This window comes from Microbacterium sp. SA39, from assembly GCF_000967865.1.
In the GTDB taxonomy this organism is placed as follows: domain Bacteria; phylum Actinomycetota; class Actinomycetes; order Actinomycetales; family Microbacteriaceae; genus Microbacterium.
Genome location: NZ_JXRU01000029.1, coordinates 107,368 through 129,152, shown reverse-complemented (window position 1 = coordinate 129,152; position 21,785 = coordinate 107,368). Strand labels below are relative to the sequence as shown.

Here is a 21,785-nt window from a genome sequence, read left to right as displayed (position 1 = left end):
ATGGCCGACAAACTCAAGGTGATGACCGTGGTCGGAACGAGGCCGGAGATCATCCGTCTCTCCGCCACGATCAAGCTCCTCGACGAGCACACCGATCAGGTGCTCGTGCACACCGGGCAGAACTACGACTACGAGCTCAACGAGGTGTTCTTCGAAGACCTCGGGTTGCGCCGGCCCGATCACTTCATGAATGCGGACACGTCGTCGCTGGGCGCGGCGCTGGGCTCGATCCTCACGAAGACCGAGGAAGTGATCCGCGAGGAGAAGCCGGACGCGTTCCTCGTGCTCGGCGACACGAACAGCTGCATCTCGGCCGTGATCGCCAAGCGCATGAAGATCCCGGTGTTCCACATGGAGGCGGGCAACCGCTCGTTCGACGAGAACGTGCCCGAGGAGACCAACCGTCGCCTCGTCGACCACGTCGCCGATTACAACCTCGTCTACACCGAGCACGCCAGGCGCAATCTGCTCGCGGAAGGGCTGCACCCGTCGAAGATCCTGCTCACCGGGTCGCCGATGCGCGAGGTGCTCGAGCAGAACCGCGAGCAGATCGAGGCGAGCGACGCCGTCGAGCGCGCGGGTCTCACGCCGGGGGAGTACTTCCTCGTGAGCCTGCACCGCGAGGAGAACGTCGACAACCCGACGCGGCTGCGGTCGGCCGTGGATGCGTTGCAGGCACTGAGTGAGGAGTACGGACTTCCGGTGCTGGTCTCCACTCACCCGCGAACACGCAAGCGTCTGGAGAGCCTTGGGATCGCAGAGAGCGAGAACGTGCGGTTCCACCCGCCGTTTGGATTCCACGACTACTGCAAGCTGCAGTTGCAGTCGAAGCTCGTTCTCTCGGACAGCGGCACGATCAGCGAGGAGTCGAGCTTGCTCGGGTTTCCCGCAATCACTCTGCGTGACTTCATCGAACGCCCCGAGTCGGTCGATACTGGCGTGATCATCACCGCTGGGATCGAGTCGGCGCGGGTGCTCTCAGCCGTCCGTGTCGTGCTCGCACAGAAGCGTTCTCCGTACACGCCGGCTGACTACCAGATCGACGACACCTCGCAGCGCGTCGTGAACTTCGTGCACGGGACCGTTCCTTCACACAAACGGCGGCTCGGGCTGCTTTCGAACGATGCATGACGGTCGAGCGGCGACTGGTCCGGCCCATCTCGTCGGCGTCAGAGGAGTCTGAGTCAACGCATGTCTGAAGCGCTTGTGTATTATTTCGCCTTCCCGCACTACCGCCGAGGGATCCTGGACGGGCTCCGCGCGCGGCCCGAGCCGACGTTCGACCTCGTCGCCGGCAGCAGCTCACGCGCGAACATCAAGGCGCTGAGCGGCGAGGACATCGATGGACTCGAGATCGTGCGGAGCATACGGCTCGGGCCCGTGAGCTGGGATCGCGGCGTCGTGGCCCGCGCCAGTTCGAGCCGGTATCCGACAGTTGTTCTGGGGCCTGCGACGTTGTCATTGAGCACCTGGGCGATCTTGCTCGCGCGACGCCTGCGAGGGCGTCGGACCTTCCTCTGGGGGCAGTGCGGACGCTTCGGCGACCGGTCGTTGAAGCGCCGCGTGCAAGAGGTGATGAATCGGTTGGCCACAGGACTGCTCGTCTATGGAGAGAACGAGGCCGTTGCGGCAACGCAACTGGGTCTTCCTCCGGGGCGGGTCACCGTGATCAACAACGCGACTCACTCGAACCGAGACGTCCTGGACGCGCAGGACGACGCCGCACAGCTCGCCCGGGCTAAGGAAGCCGCCGTGAGCGCCCAGCATGAGGGACGACTGCGGTTGCTCTTCGTGGGGCGGCTCAATCAGGACAAACAACTCGATGTTCTGATGCGCGCGGCCGCGAAGCTGAAGGAGCAGTATCCAGGACTCGTCATCGACCTCATCGGCGACGGTGACGCGCGCCCAGGCCTCCGTGCGGAATTCGACCAGGACTGGGTGCGGTTCCACGGGTGGGTGTACGACACCGAGGAACTGAATGAATACTTCCGGGCCGCGACGTTCGTCTGCTCTCCGTTCCATATGGGCCTGCTCGCTATCGATGCGCTGCGAGCAGGGACGCCGGTGCTTGTCCCGGACAATCCGATGAACGGTTCGGAGGTCGAAGCGCTGACGCCCATGGTGAACGCCGTGCGCTTCCCGCCAGGAGAAGAAGACGGAATCGTGGATGCTGTCGGCCAGTGGTTCTCCGTTGTCGGTGGCCTTGACCTCGAGCTGTATCGGAAGGCGCGGACGACGGCACTCGCGACCTGGGACCCTGCGGGAGTCGCGGCGGCCATAAAGCGTGCTACGGCGGAGCGACGGTGAGCGCAGCAGCGACTGGGCAGACCCCGACGTTCCTGTGGTTGACGGGCCATGTGCGCAACGTCGGAGACTCGATGCTGCGTCGGCCCCTCGCCGATCTGTATCGCGGCGTCGGCCCGATCCGGGTCTGGTCCGGTGCTCCAGGCTCCGGCTACGCCGCCGGGCTGCGAATCTCCGACGGCGAGAGCGCGTCGTCATTCCAGGCGTGGGCGTGGGAGTTCACGCGCGCAGCGCTGCGTGGCCGCCCGACCTTCGTCTTCAACGCGGGCGAGTTCGGCGTCACGAAGGCCTACTTCTTCGGGCTGCTCGCGCTGGCACCAGCTCTCATCCTCGCCCGCACGAAGGGCTCCCGAATCGTCTGGGTCGGTGCCGGCGTGAAGAACCGACGGCGGTACTTCATGTGGCCGTTCGACATGCTCGCCAAGGCGGCGGGGGATCTGCGCTGGCGAGACGTCACATCGGCGCGGCTCATGGGACGGGGGCGGACGATGCCCGACTGGGGCTTCGGGATCGGTCCCGGCGGCGAGATGGCACCCGCGCTCGCCGTCGTCGCTCCGGCATCCCGAGACAAGATCGCCGTCTCCCTGCGCGGTGATCGCCGCGAGCCGTCCGAAGAGTGGCTTGATGCCGTCGAGCGCCTCGCGCATCGACTGGACCGCGAGATTGTATGCGTAGTGCAGGTAGAGGATGACAACGCGCTGATGGAGCGGGTCGCGAATCGACTCGGCGCAGAGTTCATCGGTTGGGGTGATGGCGATCACTGGGTGCAGGAGCAGCGCGTCCGGAAGGCTTACTCACGATCCGTTCTCACACTGTCAGACCGGCTCCACGGCTTGGTCATCGCCGCGACCGAGGGCGCCGTACCGCTCGGTTGGTGCGAAGCGACGACAGCGAAGGTGACGAATCACTTCGAGGTCATCGGAGCCGACCACGTCGGACCAGGTAATTCTTCGGTCGTTGACCTGATCGATGCACTCGACGACGCCCGCGTCAACGAACTGTCGGCGGACTCGACAGCGCGCATCGCCGATGCCCGAGCCCGCGTCGATGCTGTCCGCGAAGAGCTCGGAGCGGCGGAACCGCGCTGATGCCTCCGGCACATGCTGGTGGTGAGGCGAGATGAGCCGTGAGCGTTGGCTGGTCGTCGGGGGCCAGGCCGCGGGGCAGCTCGCGACCGTGGCCACACTGCCGCTTCTGACCAGGGTTCTCGAACCCGAACTCATGGGTCTCTACCAGGCGGCCTTCGCGATCGGAGTTATCCTCCAGCCGGTCGCGTCCCTCCGGCTGGAGTTCCTACTTCCGGCCGTACGCGGCGAGGTCGAACTCAGACGGCTCGTTCGCTTCTCGATCTGGTCGCAGGTGATCTGCGGGGTGATCGCCGTCGCACTCTTTGCCGTGCTCGGTCTGACGGGCAAGCACGATGCCAGCCAGATCGCGTTGATGTCCGGACTCATCATGGTGGCGTATGCCTGGACGGTCGTCGACAACGCCCTGCTGGTCCGGCAGGGTGCGATGCACCGCTTGGCGGTGCGAAACCTGCTCGCGGGTCTGCTCACCGCTGGATTGCAGATCCTGGTCGCCCTGACCGTTCCGAACATCTTCCTCCTGGCGTTGTCGATTCTGATCGGGCGCGCGGTGGCGATTCTTCTGACGCGGCGTCGTGCAGAGCGTTCCGTGACAGCCTCCCTTGATCAGGTCGAGGACGTGCCGTGGACAGGTCGCCGAGCGGTTTATTCGGTGCTCTCCGGGCTGGTGTCGTCCGCATCGTTGCAGGGACTCACGGTGTACGTCACCGTCGGGTTCGGTGCGGCTGCCGCAGGGGCGGTGGGCGTCGCCCAGCGAAGCGCGAGCGCCCCGGTCGCCTTCCTCAGCCAGGGCTTATCACAGTACTCGCAGGCGAAGATCGCAGCGGTTCTGCGATCAGGCGAGGGCGAGGCCCGGCGCGAGATACTCCATCAGATCCGCGGCACACTGCCGATCGCCGCATTGGCGACCGTCGGACTCGCAGTGCTCGGCCCGCTGCTCGCGCCGTTCGTGTTCGGCCCGGGCTGGGGCGATGTGGGGCCTGTTATCGCGCTGCTGGCGCTTCCCATCGGCTTGCAGTTGCTGCTGTCCCCGGTCATGTCCGTGTTCGTGATGCTCGGGCGCGAGCGATTGTTGCTCGGCGTGCAGGTCGTCCGCCTGGCGATCTCGCTGGCTGGGGCGCTCATCGCTCAGATCCTGACCGGTGATGTCCTGCTCACGGTGCTCGGCTTTGCGATCGGGACTGCAGTCGGGTACGTGTTCACACTCGTCGCGGTATGGCGACTGATCCGGCGGCCGTGAATTCGCTGTCCGAGCCGCACCACTCGCTCAGGTGAGAGCAGGTTCGAGGTCGCTTTCAGCCGACCGCTGCTGCTTCTTCCGTAGAGAGCGCTTGATCTTCATCGGCTGTCGATGACGAACGTCGTAGTCACGAGGAAGCCCGCGGTGACCAGGAACCAGAACGTGCGCGCGTTCAAGTCTCCGGACAGGTTCACGCTCACCAGCTCGGCGGCCAGAGGTGCCGCGGATAGCCGGCGGCAGCATTCCATTCCCGAATCCGGCGCCCCCAGGGTTGTTCGCGATCAGCTCCCGGGAGAGACACCGATAGTAACGTCACTACAGCATCATCAGCGGTTCCACCCGAGAAGAGCGTCTCGAACCGACTGCCCGCGAAGAATGGGAGCACCTGCAGCGAGAACAACAACGCCCGTCGACCCTCTCTCAACGAGCTGCAGGGGCTGTTCGGCTAACTGGACCAGGTGCTTGCGGCGAACGCGGACCTTCATGAGGTGCTGGTCATCGATGGGATGGATCAGCGGATAGCGGTAGAACTCACGATCGAATTTTCGAGGAGACGGCGGGCGCTCGCGCGTCGCACGCCGTGCTCTCGTGTACCAGGGGCGCACACCGACGGAGTGACGACTGCCAACAACAGCCCCCGGTTGGTATCCTCGGATGCCAGCCGGGGGCTGTCTGTCGTTCAGGAGGCGACGAGCTCCGGCGGATTCTCGGCCGCCTGGCGTTCCTGTTTCTTCCGCAGGTGTCTCTTCGCTTTCATCGGGGCGTCGAGAACGAAACGCGTGGTGACGAGGAAGCCGAGCGTGAGCATGAACCAGAAGGTGCGGGCGTTAAGGTCACCGGATAGGTTCACGCTGACGATCTCGGCTGTCAGGAGTGCGAGGACGAGCAACGCGATCGGGTCCTTCGTGGAGCGCCTCAGGAGACGGAGGGCGACCACAACAACGATCGCCACAGTGAGCAGACCGAGCCAGATTCCCATCTCGGCGCCGACCTCGAGGAAGAGGTTGTGTGGCCAGAGATGGCGTGGGTATCCGACTGCGGCGTTCCAGTTTCCGAAGCCTACGCCGTCCGGGGTCGTGCTGATGAGCTCGCGCGTCAGTGACCAGTAGGTGGTTCGAACGGTGTCGTCCGCGTTCCCCCCTCCGGTGAGGAGCGTGTCGAACCTGCTGCCGGCGAAGAACGGAAGGACCTGCACCGCCCACACCGCGGCGACTCCACCGGCGAGGATGAGGGCGACCCTCCAGAGGCGGCCGCGGCCTGCGAAAAGCGCGAGGACGACGACGCCGGCGACGGCGCCGATGGCAGGTCCACGAGAGCCTGATGCCGCGAGCCCTGCACCGAGAAGCGCGACGACCAGTAGCATCGCCCATGCCGATGCGTACTTCTTCCACCAGAGCCAGATCGCGATGAGGATACCGGTGGCGAGTGCTCGGGCGAGCCAGATCGGGTTGGCGCCGAATGCGTCGGCGCGGCCGCCGTCGAACCCGGCGATGGTCGCGACGGCGAGCAGAGATGTTGCGACGAGCCACACGGCTCCGAACGTCTGGAAGGCTCGACGGTCGCGCAGCAGTGATGCTGCCATGGCGCTGATCAGGGTGATCGTGACCCACTTCTGCAGCTTGTCGTCGCCGTACTCCGTGGCGGGGGCGATGTACTGCGAGTGGAGGGCGACGAGCCCGAAGAACACTGGAACGACGATGACGGGGTGGAACTGGGGAAGCCATCGGAAGATCTCGTAGACGATGACGATCCCGGCAGCCGCGGCCGCTACGACCGCGACGGGGAATCCTTCGACGAGGGGGAAGAGGCTGCCGAGCAGGAGCGCCACGATCAGAATGGATCGAGAGACTCGGCCGAACGCGGTGAGCGGGGCTACCGCTGTGAACTTCACGCGTCGAGCTTAGTTGTCGCGGTGTACATGCCGTCCCCGGCGCGCGAGCAGCGCGAGGACGGTCGCCACGACGGCGGTGCCGAGGAGCAGGTATGTGCCGACGTCCGCGCTCAGGACATTTTCGAATGGGGCTTCGACGGTACGTGTGGTTGGCGCGAAGAGCAGAAGTCCGACGCCGAGGAACGCGGCGCTGAGGGCCGTGTAGAACGCGATGTCGTGGTCGCGGCTCGTGTTCATGACTCGTTGTCCTTCGTGTACTCGATCAGGGCGCGGCGGATGACGACGGAGAGGTTCTCGCCGTTCCCCTTTGCCGCTTCGTCCGCGGGTTCCCAGATCTCGTCGGCGACGCGAACTCGGCGAATGGGGGTTTCGGGCATGAGTGCAACTGTAGCTACACTGTGGCATAGATGCAATCGCTATTCGGCAAGCTCCCCGTCAGAGCCCATCACCTCAGAGCTCGACCCACACCTCGCCGTCGAACGCCAGTTTGACGCCCACTCTCGCGCCGCTCGAGGAGCGAAGAATGGGAGGCTTCGCCTTCCAGCGCACAGCGGACGGAAAGGTGAGAGTCGCACCGCCCGCGGATCCCTGCTTGAGGATGACGGTGATCTCGGCTCCTATGACTCCGTCCAAGACGTTGGTCCACGAGCAACTGGAATCAATGGTGACGACGTGGAAGTTTGCGCTCTCGTACGAGACTGTGAAGTCGATCGCAGTCTCGTAGGTGACGGCCTTTTGCCCTAGGTGTACACCGTTGATCTTGTTCGACGGCGAGTACTTCCCTTTCCGGCGACCGTATAGTCGCTCGCCCAGATGATGGTCAACGAGGGTGTTACTTGTGGACCCGGACTTGTCTACCCAGCCAGGCCGTGACGCATTCGCTTCTGCGCCGAGGAGTTCGACCGTGGTGCCGCCGATGCCGGGCATGAGCAGCACGTTTTGCCCGTTGTATCCCTTCACCCCCGTGACCGCATTTCCGGACTGATTCATCTCGATGCCGGTGTCGATGTCGGTCGCGCTCGTGCCGTTGCCTGGGATGACGCCGCGCACCAGGTTGCCGCCGAGGTTGAACGAAGGCTCCGTGAACCGCATGTGGCTGGTTCCGGTCGCTCGAGGAAGTTTGTGGGCATCGAAGTACTGAATGTCGGTGAAGACGTACTTGTTCGCCTGAACCGCGAAGATTGTGCCATCGGTCGGCACGTGGATGTATTCGACCCAGAAGCCGTCGATCAGGCTTGACTGTGCGGAATAGGTCCGATTGGACCTGAAGACGACCGCTCCGGAAATGCCGCAGTCGTTGGTTCTGGCCGTCGAACGGATTCCGCAGCCCCTCAAGCGGACGCCGTTCATCTCGTTGAAGATCCAGTAGGGGACGTCGTTCACCTGAGCGTCGACGGGCGTCGAGACGATGATCCGCTCAAAGTCGCAGAGGTAGACGGCGTCGCCGGGCTGGGCGACACCTTCGACCCCGGGGCCCCCAGTCTGTCTGACGGCTATGTCGGCGAAGAGCGTGGAACTGAGTTTGCTGAACCGGATGCCGCTGTTGCGCTTACGTGCGTCGGAAACGCCCGACCCGACGACGTTGAACCCGCCGTGGGTCGTCTTTCCTTGAAAGCTCTGCGGCCGCAGCCATCCAGAGAAGTCGAGGACCGGGCCGTCCTGCGACGACGCTAAGAAGGTCGTGCCTCGTGGATCTGTGGTGCTCCCTGTCGCACCGCTCCCTCGAACTTGAACCGAGTAGCCCGCGAGGCTGATGCCTGATCCAACCTCATAGGGGTCTCCACCAGGAAAGAAAGCGATCGTCCCCTCGCCCAACGCCTCGGCTCGGTCGAGCGTGTCGATCACGTCGCTCCGCGTCCGGCCTGTGGCAGATACGTGTCCAATCGCTCCCTCGACTGCGGCGCGAGTCAGAGAGGTGGGTGATTCGATGAGCTCCGCAAACTTCGCGTCTCGTAGCTTCGCGTCGGCGGCACTTGCTGGGCTACCACCGGCCATAACCGGAAGGGACAACGCGGCCCCGATCAGGCCGCGACGCGATACGCTCTGCTCACTCATTGCCGCCACGATAGCGGACAGCCGACGGTGAGACCGTGACCGCCTCAATGGCGCGGTGGTCCGACTGCATCTTCTGCAGACGAGACCATGCTGGTGCATCAGCACGCCGGGGGTGCTCTGCCCAAGGGGACGACACGAATCCTGTCCGAGGGCGATCCACGTCTCGAGGTCCGGCAGATCGCGGAGCGCAGCTCATAGAATGCCGGTGTCGCAGTCCTCGACGTAGCCGCCCCACGTGCCCAACCGCCTCGGTGAGAATGTCGAGTCTGTCGCCAGCCGTCGAGAGCAGCTCGGCTGCCACGGGCGCCGGATCGCGGGTGTAACGGTTCGGGAACCGGACGATCGGGAGAACTCAACGCGTCGAGGTTAGCCGCTGACTCTCCGGATCTGTACTCAATCCGCCTGCGGGCGACGCAGCGGGGCGTGACTGCACATCCCGCGTAGACAGAAGCACATGACACCCGCCGGACCCGCCGACCGATAGTCTTTCAGACGGCGTACGGATGCAGGAGGGGCAACGTGACTCAGCTGAATTCCGAGGGCTCCGGGTGCATCCTCGCGATTCGTCGGGGTGATCCTGCTCGCGACGGCCGCCGTACGCTCTCCAGCCTCACGCGGCACAGTTCTAGCCAGACCGGACGGGCTCGAGTACGCACATTGGAAGGGCCGAGGGCATCCGTGAGCAGCAGCTGCGCAGACTCGTCCGCTTCAGAGCTCCAGAGGAAGAGGATACATTCATGAAGATCTCGGTTATCGGGTGTGGGTACCTCGGAGCTGTGCACGCGGTGGCGATGGCAGAGCTCGGTCATGACGTGGTCGGCGTAGACGTAGATGCAGACAGGATCGCGCTCCTCGCCGACGGCAAGGCACCCTTCTTCGAACCGGAACTCGATCAGCTCCTCGAGCGCGGCCTCGCTTCCGGTCGTCTGCAGTTCACAACCTCGCCGACGTCTGCCGCCGATGCCGATGTGCATTTCCTGGCGGTGGGCACCCCGCAGAAGCCGGGTGCGCACGCCGCAGACCTGACGTATGTGGACGCCGCGTTCGCGACGATACTCGGCGTCGCGAAGTCCGGCTCGTTGATCGTCGGTAAGAGCACCGTGCCGGTTGGTACAGCGCAGCGGCTTGCGGCGCAGTTGCCGGCGCATGGCGAGACGGTCTCGCTCGCGTGGAACCCCGAGTTCCTCCGGGAGGGCTTCGCGATCAAGGACACCCTGGAGCCCGACCGTCTCGTCTACGGCGTCGTAGCCGGAGATCAGGGCCGCGAGGATGCTGAGCGCCTGGATGCCGTTTACCACGCCGCGATTTCTACGGGAACGCCTCGTATCGTGACCGACTATGCCACGTCCGAGCTGGTGAAGGTGTCCGCAAACGCCTTCCTCGCGACCAAGATCAGCTTCATCAACGCCATCAGCGAGATCGCCGATGTGGCGGGCGCCGATATCACGGCGCTTGCCGATGCAATCGGTCAGGATGCTCGAATCGGGCGTCGATTCCTCAACGCTGGTGTCGGATTCGGGGGAGGTTGCCTACCGAAGGACATCCGGGCGTTTGCGGCGCGTGCGGAGGAGCTGGGCAAGGGGAGTTCCCTCGCATTCCTGAACGAGGTTGACGCTATCAATCTCCGCCAGCGCCAACGTGTAGTAGACCTCGCCGTCGAGGCCCTTGGTGGTTCGGTCAATGAGCGACGAATCGTGATCCTCGGCGTCTCCTTCAAGCCGAACTCCGATGACGTCCGTGACTCCCCAGCGCTCGACGTGGCCGTACAACTGAAGGGACTGGGTGCCGACGTCGTCGCGACCGACCCCGAGGGCATCGAGAATGCCCGCCGCCGTCACCCGCAGCTGTCGTATGTACCGTCGTTGCGGGACGCGTTGCGCGACGCAGAACTCGTGGTTCTCGTCACGGAGTGGCAGGAGTACCGTGATATCGATCCGCGTGATGCGTCCTCGCTCGTCGCGCGGCCGCACATCATTGATGGCCGGAACGCTCTCGACCCGGTGCGCTGGCGTGCCAGCGGCTGGACGTATCGAGGTATGGGACGTCCCTAGGAGGCGTAACGGGCGAGCGCGTTCAGCGGATGACTTTCGATCGAATCTGCTTGAGACCGACCCTCAAACGATGAAGCCGGAGCGCTCGCAAACCGATGGTGCGTCCGCGCTCGGACACGGGGCCCGACCGGAGGCTCTCGGCCGTGGGCCACAGAATCCGAAAGATAGTGCGGGGCCGCCGTCTGAGCGGAACGATGCTGAGGGCGGCCCAGTAGACACGAAGAGGGTGGCGTTGGAGTCTCCAACGCCAGTCGAGCGGCACACGCGCGTTCGAGAAGTCGAAGGCTCGATCAGGGAACGCCAGGGCAAGAGCGTCCGCCAGGGCATACTCAGCACCAAAGCGCTCGGCCACCTCGATCGACGATTCGCCGCCGTTCTTGAGGATCTTCGCTGCAGCCTCGACCTTTGAGCGTGACGGCAGTTCGCCGCGCAACGGCCTGACCTCGTTCAGCGCGCTGATTACGCTGTGCACATCGCGCGTGGGGGTGCGCACCTTCAATCCCGCGAACTCTCTCAGTTCCGTGGCCGTATAAGCGGACTCGAATGCCTCGGCAGGTGACAGGGTGATTCCAGGGAACCAAGAATGTACGTCGACCGCGCACCCCCATTCACTCGCGCGCAGCGTCAGTGAATGAAGTACACGCGTGCCGGTGAAAGCGGAGAACGCCGGCGCCCAGCCCCACTGCTGCATTGCGCGCGCGAAGCGCGTCTCCGCGCCGGGTTCAACCCAGCAGTCGACGTCTCCGGAGTGCACGCGGTCTCGAAGACCCTGCGCGTGGAGTGTCGGCCCCTTGATGAACAGAATTCGTGTGCCGATCTCCTCTGCGACGCGCGCCAGCAGCGCGTAAACCAGCTCGTGCAGCGGTGCTGTGAGCCAGGGTGCTGCAAGGTGATCGACGCGAGAATGATGATCCACTTCACTCGAAGCGATGCCCATCAGTTCCATGTCCGCGATGATGCCGCGCTCGTCGCCCGAGAGATTCTCATCCGCCATGGGCGCGGCGATGATGCTCTGCCAGAGACGGGCGCCTTCGCCGTGGAGCATGAGCGGCTCGCCGGGGGTCGTCGGCGTCACGATGATCTCGAAGGTGCCGGCTGCGAGCTCGTGTGATCGGACGTCAAGCGCACCGAAGCAGATCGCAACCCAAGAAGACACAAGCGTCATTCTGGCAGACCGCCCGCGGGCACGCGGCATTCAGGGAACTGCGGTTGAATGGGATGGATGTCCACTCCGCACCAGAGCCGCGCCCGTTTGCGCGCGGACGTAGGCCGATCCGAGTCGAAGCGAACCCGCCGCAGGGTGGCGTGGATCGTCGTGGGGGTGCTGGTGCTGTTCTTCGTTGCCGTCGTCGCGCTCGCCGCCGTGGCCGCGTCGAAAGCGCTCACCGTGCGTGACTCGCTGACGCCGGCCGTTCCCATCGCGAGCGGTATGCCTGCGAAGGTCGTAGCAGGCGAGACCGAGGGAGCCGCGGCGGATGCTGCTGCGCTCAAGCAGCTTTCTGTGCGCGCCGTCGCTCAGACCAAAGGAATGGATTGGCGGATCGCAGAATGGATCCCCGTCGTCGGGCAGAACCTCACTGCGGTCCGAGCCGCCGCGGAGAGCATCGACGAGGTCGCCGACTTTGCGGTGGAATCGCTGCCGAACCTGGACCTCGCTGCTTTCCGACCTGTGAATGGCGCCATTGATCTTGCAGCCGTGCACGGGCTCGAGGAGGTCGTCTCCGAAGGAGCCAGTACATTCGCCGGCGTCAGTGAACGGATCGAGGCCGCCGACCGCACGTTCCTTCTGCCGCAGGTCACAGATGCGTTGAGCACGTTGGACGAGGCGGTCTCCGGTGTCGACGACACCCTCGGTACGCTGTCGCCCATCCTCAAGGTCCTCCCGGCGGCTCTAGGGGAGGGGACGCCGAGGACATACTTGCTCATGTTCCAGGGGAACTCAGAACTCCGGGCATCCGGCGGCAACCCCGCTGCATTGGCGCTTGTCACGGCGACCGATGGCCGCATCGAGCTCACGACCCAGGCAACCAGCGTTCAGTTCGCCAATGCGCGGCCGGAGAGCATCACTCCACTCGATGCGGAAACGGAGAGTCTTTACTCCGACATCATCGGGCGCTGGATCCCCAACATGACGGCAACGCCGAACTTCCCGTCGACGGTCGAGATCATGCGCGCCTGGTGGGCCGATGAGGGTCTCCCGCCGTTTGACGACGTGATTTCCACCGATCCGGTCGCCCTGAGCTACATCCTGAACGCGACAGGGGCGATTCCCCTCGCCACGGGCGAGACGCTCACCAGTGAGAACGCCGTGTCTCTGCTTCTGAACGAGGTGTATTTCAAGTACGGAGAGATCGATGGCAAAGTCGTCGATGCTTCGGCTCAGGACCTCTTCTTCGCGTCGGCGGCTGCACAGATCTTCGCCAAGCTCACCACGGGTGTCGACAATCCTCTCGCCCTGTTCGACGCCTTCCGCCAGGCGAGCGACGAGAGCCGGATGAAGATCTGGTCGTCGAATCCCGACATCGAGGCGATGATGTCGGGAACGAGGCTCGCAGGCACGCTTCCGACGACGAACGACGACCGCACGATCGCCGGTGTCTACTTCAACGACACCACGGGCGCGAAGACCGATTACTACGCGGACGCCAGCGTTATGGCGAGCAGCGACCAGTGCACGGCATCCGGCTCTCCGACCTTCAACCAGACGATCACTTTCGTCAACAACATCACGCCGGATCAGGCGGATGCTCTGCCCTACTTCATCACGGGGCCGCACTTCGAGCCCGGCTACCTCGCGACAGATGTCGTCGTCTATGCGCCGGTAGGCGCATCGATCGCCTCGTGGAACGTCGCAGGGGCGGAGAGCTTCACGCTCGTCGCAGAGGGCACGCATCTCGGGCGATCCGTCGTGCGCATCAACGTCGTCACTCCGCCGCAGACGGCCGCCACGATCACGGTCAGCATGACGGGGGCCGAAGGCACCACCGGCGCGGACTACGGCCCCTACGACGTCTGGACGACCCCGATGGTCCGTGCGACCCCGGTGACCCTGGAGACGCCGGGCTGCGGCTGACCGACAGCGCCTACGGCCCGCCCCACCGAGACAGTGGCCACAGAATCGGGCCGGCCTTCCCGAACACCGCGGCGCGCTGCATCCAGCGCCAGCATCCGTCGTCGGGATCGGCGACGCCGCGGCACAGGAAAACGGAGTCGGCGGAATTCGCTCTGTTGTCTCCGAGCACGAGGTAGGCGTCCTCGGGCACGGTCACCTCGGCGAAGCACCGCGTCGACATCGGCATCGAGTCGCAGTCCAGCTCGCCGCTGACGAAGGGAAGGTCCTTCACGACGTACGGCTCGTCGAGGGGCTCGCCGTCGACGAGCACTCTCCCGTCGGCATCACAGCACTCCACGGCCTGTCCCTCGCCGGCGATCACTCGCTTCACCAGCACGTAGGGACGGATGCCCGTGGTCTCGCCGACCCACTGCAGCCCGCCGGTGAACCAGTTGCCGGCGACGGGCTTCTCGCCCCAACTCTCATCGGGGCGGAACACGACGATGTCGCCGGGGGCGGGGTCGGATCCCACGAAGGCGAGGCGGTTCACGATGAGCCGATCACCGGGCTCCAGCGTCGGAGACATCGATCCGGAGGACGGTTGGCCGAGGAATGCGACGATGATCGCCGTGAGAGCCAGCGCGAGTGCGACGTTGATCCAGACTCCTCCGCGGCGGCGATGTCGGGGAGCGGGAGCTTCTGCCGTCGTCATCTCGGTCTCCAGGTCGCGCGCGCGGGGGTTCACCCAATACTGTCAGGGAATGGACCAATATTCCGCGAGAACTGCTGCGCCTTCGGAGCCACGGCTGCGCCCCAGGACCGGTCCGAGCCGTCTGCTCATTCCCGACGTCCTCCGGGGCTTCGCGATCATCGCCATGCTCATCGCGCACGCGGCAGCCTTCCTGCCGAACGTCCCGTGGGCGGTGAGCTTCATCACGGCGAACTTCAGCGACGTGGCATCGCCGCTCTTCGCCCTCGTGATGGGCATGTCGGCCGAACTCGTCTGGCGGCGCGGCGGACGCGTGGGCATGACGCTCCTGCAGCATACGCTGCGCGGCCTCTTCCTCGTCGTCCTGGGCGTCTGGATGATCTCCTGGGGCTCCTGGGTCGCCGTCATCCTCTCCTACCTGGGCCTGCTCATCATCATCGGGGCGCCGATCCTGCTCGCCCGCACGCCGATCGTCATCGCGCTGACCGTGCTGATCCTCGTCGTGAGCCAGCCGCTCGTGGCTGCCGCCCGTACGTGGATCTGGGTCTACATGGCCCCGCCGGTGATCCGCGAGCCGATGTTCTGGCTGTTCCTCGGCCCGCAGTACCGGGTGGTGAATCTCCTGCCCATGTTCCTCATCGGAGCACTCCTCATCCGGCACGGCATGAAACGGGACCGTCTGCTGTGGGCGATGGCCGCGGTGGCCCCTCTGGCCTATGTGTCGTGGGGAGTCGGGCAGCGTCTCGGCACCGTGCAGTCCGGTGACTACCTCGACACGCTGAAGGATGTCGGTCTCGTGTTCGCCGTCTATGTCTGCGTGGTTCTGGCGGCGACGGTGCGGCGGGAACGAGCCGAGCGGTTCTGGGCCGTCGTGTTCGTACCCCTCCGCGCGTGCGGCCAAGTGGCTCTCTCGCTCTACCTGCTGCATGTCGGCCTCATCGCGCTCTGGAACAACGCCTACGGACGACCCGCCGAGAACGTCTACGCGGGCTGGCTGGTCATCGTGCCGGGCATGATCCTCGTGGGGTGGCTGTGGTGGCGCTTCATCGGGACTGGCCCCGTCGAGTGGGTGATGGGCTGGCTCACGGGCCGGCCGAAGGCGCTTCGGCCCGCGGGCTGACTGACGGGCTCAGGACGGAGCAGCTTCAGCGAGCGCGAGGATGCTGGCCACCAGTTGCGCGATCTCCTCGCTCCCGACTGCCAGCGGACCCGCCTGGAAACCATCTGTCCCGATGAGTGCGGCGACGGGCGTCCCGACACCGATGTCGAGCTGAGCGCCGAGCGAGCCGCCGATGTCGAGCGCGAAGCGAGCGGTGCGGGGGAGCGCATGCGCTGACTCGATGCCTGTGGAGCCGCTGACGGCACGCTGAACGATGAACAGGTCGACGACGGAGTCGAGAGGCTCGTGCACCGCGCGGATCGATGAGAGCGCCGTCTCGCAGGCGTGACAGCCCGGAGACACGAAGACGACGATCCGCGCGCGAGCGCCGGCGGCGAGCAGATCGAGGACCTCGCCCGACGCGGGGAGTACCACTGCGCCAGCGCCCCGTGCGTCCGGGGGAGAGGCGGGCGCCGCAGGGACGGCAGCGCGCGCGATCGACCACGTCGTCACGGCGATCGGGAGAGAGCCGGCAAGGGTCCAGAGCGCCACTTCGGCCCAGGGCTCGTAGGCGAGGATGTCGGGCAGCCCCACTCGCACTCCGGCGATGCCCCACATGAAGAACGCCGCGCCGAAGGCAGCGAGAGCCGACACCGTGAGCGCGACGTTGCGCACGATCAGGCGTGGGCCGATCCGCGCCGGGAGCAAGTCGCCGAAGCATCCGCAATCATCGGTCACGCCGAGCCGGTGCGCGCGCACGACCACGATCAGCAGACCCGCGGTCAGTGCGACGGCAGCCAGCGTGAACGCGACGTAGACGATTCCGCTGGTCACGACCAGGCCGAGGGCCACGACGGTTTCGAAGGCGATGAGAGCTTTCGCCGCGGCATCCGGATGGCGGACAGGGATCCGGAGAGCGTCGAATGCGGCGCTGCCGCGGTCGGCAGCGCGCAGCTTTCCGATCACGCTCAGCGCGAAGACGACGGCGAGCAGCACCGGCAGTGGCACGAGGAACACCATCATGGCCTCATTCTCCTCTCGGACGAAGAGAACGGCCGGACCCCGAAGGGCCCGGCCGTCCGTACCTCGGTCAGCCGATCAGTTGGCCGAGCAGAGGATGAGCGTCGAGCTGACGTTGCCGGCGGTTTTCGCGCCCGACCCGGAGTATCCGGTGGGGAGGGTGGCGACCGCGTTGAGCTGGAATGCGACCGAGATCGACAGCGTCGTGCGGAAGGCGATCGTCGCACCGGCGGGCAGAGCGGACGTGAGGGTGATCTGGCGGCTCGTACCCGACAGAACGGCCACATCCGCCGTACCACCGGACACGCTGAAGACGCCGATGTTGGCGATGCCCGAACCGGTGATCGTGACGGTGGTTCCGACCGGCAACGGAGTCGTCGGACCCGCCTGCAGCGTGAAGCCGGGGCCGAGCAAGCCGAGCGTGCCGCACGAGCCGCGCAGGGCGAATGCGCCGACATCGACGATGGACGCCGCGGCGAGCGGGGTGGCGACAGCTGCGGCGATGACCGGGACCGACCAGGCGGCACCCTTGACGACGGTGCGGCGCGAGAAGCCGTTGTTCTTCTGGAATTCTTCAGACATTGATGATCCTTTTGCGAGGGTGAGCAGTCGAATGGCACACGAACGGCCAGCCCCGAAGGGTCGACCGTTCATGGGGCTCTGCGGCCCATCAGTGGCCGCGCAGAGCGTGAGCGTCAGCTCAGAGCAGCGTGATGCCGATCGGCGCGACGGCCGTGTTGTTTCCGGGAACGCCGTCTCCGCCGAGCGTCGCGGAGATCGTCTGCGCGGGGCCACCGGCAAGCGAGGTCAGCAGGCCGAGGTCGAGCAAGGTGTCGAGCGTCGTACCGAGGTTGATGACGAGGCTGTCGCCGGCCGCGATCGACGGCAGGGTGAGGGTGAAGTTTCCGTCGGAGCCCGCGACGGTCACACCGCCCACAGCCGCGATGTTCAGCGTGAGCAGCGAGGGAAGGTACTGCACGTTCGCGGTGGCACCCACGGGCGAGGCGGCCGGACCCGCATTGGTGATGGTCAGGGTGTTCACGGCGTTGACGGTCGCGAGCGTGATCGGCCCCAGGGACAGATTGAGCGCGAGCGGGCCGCTGAATGCTGCGGTGAGGTCACCGGCGAGCGACGCTGCGGCGAGCGGCGTCGCCACGGCGGCAGCGATAACCGGAACGGACCATGCGGCGCCCTTGACGACGGTGCGGCGCGAGAAGCCCTTGCTGGTGTTGATTTCTTCGGTCACGAGATCGTTCTCCCTCTTGAATGCAGATGCGGTCGCCCGCTGTGTCGGTGAAGAGGCGACACGTTGTCTGCATCCCCCAGGAGCCTCTTCGTTGGCATCAACGTAGAGGTGGGGTCATGGCCCAGAACATCGATTGGAAGAAGTCAGCGCAGTGTGCGCTGAACCTGCGCGGATTGAGCGAAAACGCTCTGTTCGGAACTATCCGCGACGCTGCGCGGAACTATCCGCGACGCTGCGCGCGGAGGGCGCGAGGCGTTGTCTTATAGGCCTCGTCCAGCGCGCGGCGCAGGCTCATCGGCGACTGGAAGCCGGAGCGCTGCGCGACCTGCTCGATGCTCAGCACGTCGTACCGGCTGTCGATGAGGAGGGATCGTGCGAGGCGCGCGCGCTGTCGTCGGATCTCCCCGGCGACGCTGTTGTCGGCCTCGGCGAAGACGAGCTGCAGTTGGCGCAACGAGGACTGCACCTCGCGCGCGACCTGCGTGGGTGTCAGGCTCGGGTCGCCGCACTGCTGCGCGATCACGGCGATCGCTCGATCGCGCAGCACCGCATGCGGTGAGCCGTGTCCGGAGACCGCGCCGATCCGATCGAGCAGGATCGCGCCGCTCATCTCGACGATGAGCTGCTCGACGGCGTACCGTTCGATCGCTGTCGCACGCTCCTCAGCATCCAGCAGTCCCTCGATGAAGTCCTGCATCGCGCGGTCGAGCAACCGCCGATCCGAGAAGATCTCGGCGTCGGCCGGAAGCGTCGACACGAAAGACGCCATGGCCGCCCGAGGGATGTACGCGATCGTGGCCCGCCACTCTCCTTGACATCGCAGAGTGCGCGCAAGGCCGGGGGGCGCGATGACGAGCCCGCTCTCGATCTGCCGCCATGACTCGTCGCCGCGCCGGGTCCAGAGGGCATCCGCCTCGAGGAAGGCGAAGACCGCGTGCTCCGGGTGCACCGCGAGCGTGTTGATGGCTACCTCGTTGGACGCACCTCGGAGGTGCAAAAGGGTGATGGACCCGGGAGTCCGTTCACGCGCACGCAGAGAGGCGCGGTCGCCGACCGAGCGGATGCCGTGTTCGGCGAGCTCCCGCGGGCCGATCTCCTTCACGATGCCGAGATCCACGCAACACCCTTCCGTGCGCCGATGAGCGCGCGCCAGAGTGACCTGTGCGCGTCGACCCCCTCAGATCGACGAGCACCGCTGGCTTCGCGTGGTCGATACGCTACCGTCTCGATGACGATGGCGGTGACCGTGACTCTCCGTTTCTTCTGGAGTCAGAGGATTCCTTCGAGGTGACTCCTGCACTCCTGGATACCGGTGCGCGGGCCGGTTGGACAGAGTTCTCACATCGAAATGACATATTGCGCGCATATTGCGTCAAAAGTGCGCGCATTGTTCCTTTATCCCCTGAGCAGAGCGGTCATGACCACCTCGATAAGCTGACCTCATGCCTGATCGCTTTCTCGTCGACGCGGTCGGTGCCGTCATCGAAGTCGACGCCTCACTCCGTGACGTGCAGTTCCAGGATCGAGCTCGCGGCGCTTGGATCGACGCCCTGCGCGTCGGCGACCACGCGGCGGATGCCGTCGTGGCGGTGCGCGAAGGTCTCGACGACGATGCCGCGCTCTCGATGCTCTCGACGGATGTGACGATCGCCGCCTTGGCTCATCGCCGCCACGATCCGGTGTGGATGCTGCACGCCGCGGGTCTCGCCGATGAGAGCGGGCGCGTCGTGGTGCTCAGCGCGGCGTCGGGGACCGGAAAGACCACGGCGGCCCGGTATCTGTCTCGGCGCTACGCCTACGTCAGCGACGAGACTGTCGCGATCGCCGCAGACGGGCGCGTGGACCCCTACCGCAAGCCCCTCTCGATCATCGAGCCGGATTCGGCCCACAAAGCCCAGGTGGCCCCATCACGCCTCGGTGCGGGGCATCCGCTGCCCCCCACGCTCCGGGTCGTGAAGATCGTCGTGATCGACCGTTCGCCGGACGCGCCGGAACTGCCTACGATCGAGCAGCTCGACGTGGGGGAGGCTCTCGAGCTCCTCGGGCCGCAGACCAGCTACCTGTGCGACGGCGCAGCCCCGCTGCAGCGGATCGATGCCCTGCTCGCCGCGACCGGCGGTGCGGTGCGCCTGCGCTACCGCGAGGTCACCGGCATCGACGCGATCATCGACGACTTAATGGCCACCGAGATCAGACCGGTGCGCGACACCTCGACGCACATCGGCGAGCGCGCCGGAGCGCCGGCCGACGCCTCGCTGCGCCCCGGAACATTCGACCGCGGGGAGGCCGTGGACTCCCTCGACCTCGGCGACCGCAGGGCAGTGCTCCGGCGCACGCCGACCGGCGGCCAGGTCCATGTGCTCGACGGCATCGGGCCGACGATCTGGTCGGCCGCTCAGGGCGCGACGCTCGACGAACTCGTCGACGCGGTCATCGCCGAGCACGGCGAGCCCGAGCACGGCGACGCCCGCGCCATGGTGCGGGCCGCCGTGCAGGAGCTCGTCGATGACGGCATCCTGCAGGCGGCGCCGGCTCAGACCTGAGCGGTGCCCCTGCGGCGCACGCCCGGCGACTTCTCCTCAGCGTCGGGCTCGTCCTCGCTCTGCGCGTACTTCTCGTACGTGCCGTAGTACTCGCGGCCGTAGTATGCCGACTCCGCACCCTTGCGAGGGACACGGTTCAGCACGACGCCGAGCACGCGGCCCGTCGTGCGCGTGATGTTGTCGATGGCACGCTGCAGCATGTCGAAGGTCGTCTTGCCCGACGACACGACGATCAGCACGCCGTCGGCGCCGGCAGCCAGCACAGCGGCATCCGTCACCGGCAGCACCGGGGGAGAGTCGAGGATCACGATGGCCGACTTGCTGATCTCGGCGAGGAAATCGCGCATGCGATGCGAGCCGAGCAGCTCGCTCGGGTTCGGCGGGATGCGTCCGGCGCCGACGACCGCGAGCGGAACGTCGCGAGACGGGCGGTGTGCCACGTCCTGCAGGTCGGCGCGTCCGGCCAGCACATCGGTGAGTCCGACGTCGCGGGACATGCCGAAGATGTCGGCGATGACCGGTCGCCGCAGGTCGCAGTCGATGAGGATCGCCCACTGGCCCGCCGCGGCGAGGCTGGAGGCGAGGTTCACCGACACGGTCGACTTGCCGTCTCCGGGAACCGAGCTCGTGACGACGATGACCCTGGGCGGGTTGTCGACGTCGATGAACTGCAGGTTGGTGCGCAGCTCGCGCATGGACTCGATCGTGTGGTGGGAGACGCCGTGCTGCGAGTCGAGCGAGAAGTCGATCACCTGACGCTCTCCGGCCATGGACTTCTCGAGCGGCAGCGTGCCGATCACCGAGACGCCGGTCTCCCGCTCGATATCACGCGGGTGCCGGACGCGGCGGTCGAACGTGTGCCGGACGAACGCGTACACCAGACCCAGAGCGAGCCCGGCCAGCGCGCCGATGATGACGTTGAGCCGGGTGTTCGGCGACGACGGCGACGAGGGCAGCCGCGCCGAGTCGCCGACCATGAGCGAGATCGCCGCAGGCGAGGTGGATGTACCGCCCTCGAGATTCTCGATCTCTATCGCCATGCCGTCGAGCCACGCCTGCGCGAGCGCCTGCGCCTCTTCCGGGGTCGAGCCGGTCGCGGTGACCTTGAGCGCCGTCGTGTCGACGGGGTTCGTCACGGAGACCCGGTCGACGAGCACGTCGGGGGAGGTGTCGAGGTCGAGCTCGTCGATCGCGTGCTCGGCGACCGCACGCCACGACCCGAGATTCAGATACGACTTCACCCGGCTCTGCGCGAGCTGGTTGCCCACCAAGGCGCTGCCGCTCGAGCCATCGCCGCCGACAGAGGTGACGATGCCCGTGGTGTCGGCGGAGTACACACGCGGCTGCAGCGCGCTCCACCCGAAGGCGGCGGCCGCTCCGACGATCGTGGCGACGATGATCACGATCCAGTGCGCACGCAGAATGCGCGCGTAGTCTCTCAGTTCCAACTCTTCATCCCCTCATGCATCCCGTGGGGAACTCGAGATGCA

At 65.9% G+C, this 21,785-nt stretch carries 19 protein-coding genes; 8 read left to right on the top strand and 11 right to left on the bottom strand.

The genetic code is table 11. The features are described from left to right. Genes wecB through RS85_RS05675 form a run of 4 tightly spaced genes read left to right on the top strand, consistent with a single transcriptional unit; the run spans position 1 to position 4,629 of the window. Positions 1–1,131, top strand: coding sequence for a non-hydrolyzing UDP-N-acetylglucosamine 2-epimerase (gene wecB, locus RS85_RS05690; RefSeq protein ID WP_046012460.1), 1,131 nt, complete (start codon positions 1–3; stop codon positions 1,129–1,131). 60 nt (positions 1,132–1,191) lie between these two features. Further along, the gene (locus tag RS85_RS05685; RefSeq protein WP_046012459.1) at positions 1,192–2,307 is read left to right on the top strand and encodes a glycosyltransferase family 4 protein; all 1,116 of its coding nucleotides are present in this window, start codon (positions 1,192–1,194) and stop codon (positions 2,305–2,307) included. Further along, positions 2,304–3,392: a polysaccharide pyruvyl transferase family protein gene (locus RS85_RS18945; protein ID WP_152642338.1), complete on the top strand. Its 1,089-nt coding sequence runs from the start codon at positions 2,304–2,306 to the stop codon at positions 3,390–3,392. The genes RS85_RS05685 and RS85_RS18945 overlap by 4 nt, the downstream gene beginning before the upstream one ends. Positions 3,393–3,423: 31 nt before the next feature. Next, on the top strand, positions 3,424–4,629 hold the full coding sequence (locus RS85_RS05675; RefSeq protein ID WP_046012458.1) for a lipopolysaccharide biosynthesis protein: 1,206 nt from the start codon (positions 3,424–3,426) through the stop codon (positions 4,627–4,629). Positions 4,630–5,308: 679 nt separating this feature from the next. Here the strand turns inward: RS85_RS05675 and RS85_RS05670 are convergent. From RS85_RS05670 to RS85_RS05660, 4 genes are all read right to left on the bottom strand, one after another. After that, complete coding sequence (locus RS85_RS05670) at positions 5,309–6,520, bottom strand: O-antigen ligase family protein (RefSeq protein WP_046012457.1); 1,212 nt, start codon at positions 6,518–6,520, stop codon at positions 5,309–5,311. A gap of 9 nt (positions 6,521–6,529) precedes the next feature. Beyond that, on the bottom strand, positions 6,530–6,757 hold the full coding sequence (locus RS85_RS05665; RefSeq protein WP_046012456.1) for a hypothetical protein: 228 nt from the start codon (positions 6,755–6,757) through the stop codon (positions 6,530–6,532). Further along, complete coding sequence (locus tag RS85_RS19675; protein WP_160298610.1) at positions 6,754–6,897, bottom strand: hypothetical protein; 144 nt, start codon at positions 6,895–6,897, stop codon at positions 6,754–6,756. The genes RS85_RS05665 and RS85_RS19675 overlap by 4 nt, the downstream gene beginning before the upstream one ends. Before the next feature lie 73 nt (positions 6,898–6,970). After that, on the bottom strand, positions 6,971–8,575 hold the full coding sequence (locus RS85_RS05660; RefSeq protein WP_152642337.1) for a hypothetical protein: 1,605 nt from the start codon (positions 8,573–8,575) through the stop codon (positions 6,971–6,973). Between the two features lie 737 nt (positions 8,576–9,312). On the opposite strand from RS85_RS05660, the gene RS85_RS05655 reads away from it, so the two are divergent. Next, positions 9,313–10,626, top strand: a complete 1,314-nt coding sequence (locus tag RS85_RS05655; RefSeq protein ID WP_046012454.1) for a UDP-glucose dehydrogenase family protein — start codon at positions 9,313–9,315, stop codon at positions 10,624–10,626. 22 nt (positions 10,627–10,648) lie between these two features. Here RS85_RS05655 and RS85_RS18940 read toward each other — a convergent pair whose 3' ends face one another. After that, positions 10,649–11,791 carry a hypothetical protein gene (locus tag RS85_RS18940; RefSeq protein WP_052703434.1) on the bottom strand — a complete coding sequence of 381 codons (1,143 nt, stop codon included), beginning with the start codon at positions 11,789–11,791 and terminating at the stop codon, positions 10,649–10,651. 135 nt (positions 11,792–11,926) lie between these two features. Here RS85_RS18940 and RS85_RS05645 point away from each other — a divergent pair, with 135 nt between their 5' ends. Next, positions 11,927–13,699, top strand: coding sequence for a DUF4012 domain-containing protein (locus RS85_RS05645; protein ID WP_046012453.1), 1,773 nt, complete (start codon positions 11,927–11,929; stop codon positions 13,697–13,699). A gap of 10 nt (positions 13,700–13,709) precedes the next feature. On the opposite strand, the gene lepB is transcribed toward RS85_RS05645, so the two are convergent. Next, on the bottom strand, positions 13,710–14,390 hold the full coding sequence (gene lepB, locus RS85_RS05640) for a signal peptidase I (RefSeq protein WP_046012509.1): 681 nt from the start codon (positions 14,388–14,390) through the stop codon (positions 13,710–13,712). A gap of 49 nt (positions 14,391–14,439) precedes the next feature. Between lepB and RS85_RS05635 the strand changes: the two genes are divergently transcribed. Beyond that, on the top strand, positions 14,440–15,507 hold the full coding sequence (locus tag RS85_RS05635) for an acyltransferase family protein (protein WP_152642336.1): 1,068 nt from the start codon (positions 14,440–14,442) through the stop codon (positions 15,505–15,507). Positions 15,508–15,516: 9 nt separating this feature from the next. Here RS85_RS05635 and RS85_RS05630 read toward each other — a convergent pair whose 3' ends face one another. From RS85_RS05630 to RS85_RS05615, 4 genes are all read right to left on the bottom strand, one after another. After that, positions 15,517–16,509: a MauE/DoxX family redox-associated membrane protein gene (locus RS85_RS05630; RefSeq protein WP_046012451.1), complete on the bottom strand. Its 993-nt coding sequence runs from the start codon at positions 16,507–16,509 to the stop codon at positions 15,517–15,519. Positions 16,510–16,584: 75 nt separating this feature from the next. Next, positions 16,585–17,088 carry a hypothetical protein gene (locus RS85_RS05625; protein WP_046012450.1) on the bottom strand — a complete coding sequence of 168 codons (504 nt, stop codon included), beginning with the start codon at positions 17,086–17,088 and terminating at the stop codon, positions 16,585–16,587. A 118-nt stretch (positions 17,089–17,206) separates the two neighbouring features. Continuing rightward, a complete protein-coding gene (locus RS85_RS05620; protein WP_046012449.1) occupies positions 17,207–17,752 on the bottom strand; it encodes a hypothetical protein in 546 nt (181 codons plus the stop codon). A gap of 220 nt (positions 17,753–17,972) precedes the next feature. Continuing rightward, positions 17,973–18,869 (bottom strand): helix-turn-helix domain-containing protein, encoded by an 897-nt coding sequence (locus tag RS85_RS05615; RefSeq protein WP_046012448.1) that lies wholly within the window; start codon positions 18,867–18,869, stop codon positions 17,973–17,975. A 325-nt stretch (positions 18,870–19,194) separates the two neighbouring features. Here RS85_RS05615 and RS85_RS18935 point away from each other — a divergent pair, with 325 nt between their 5' ends. Continuing rightward, positions 19,195–20,295 carry a PqqD family protein gene (locus tag RS85_RS18935; RefSeq protein WP_052703432.1) on the top strand — a complete coding sequence of 367 codons (1,101 nt, stop codon included), beginning with the start codon at positions 19,195–19,197 and terminating at the stop codon, positions 20,293–20,295. Here RS85_RS18935 and RS85_RS05605 read toward each other — a convergent pair. Beyond that, the gene (locus tag RS85_RS05605) at positions 20,286–21,743 is read right to left on the bottom strand and encodes a polysaccharide biosynthesis tyrosine autokinase (RefSeq protein WP_046012447.1); all 1,458 of its coding nucleotides are present in this window, start codon (positions 21,741–21,743) and stop codon (positions 20,286–20,288) included. The two genes, RS85_RS18935 and RS85_RS05605, sit on opposite strands and share 10 nt — an antisense overlap. Between the last annotated feature and the right edge of the window lie 42 nt (positions 21,744–21,785).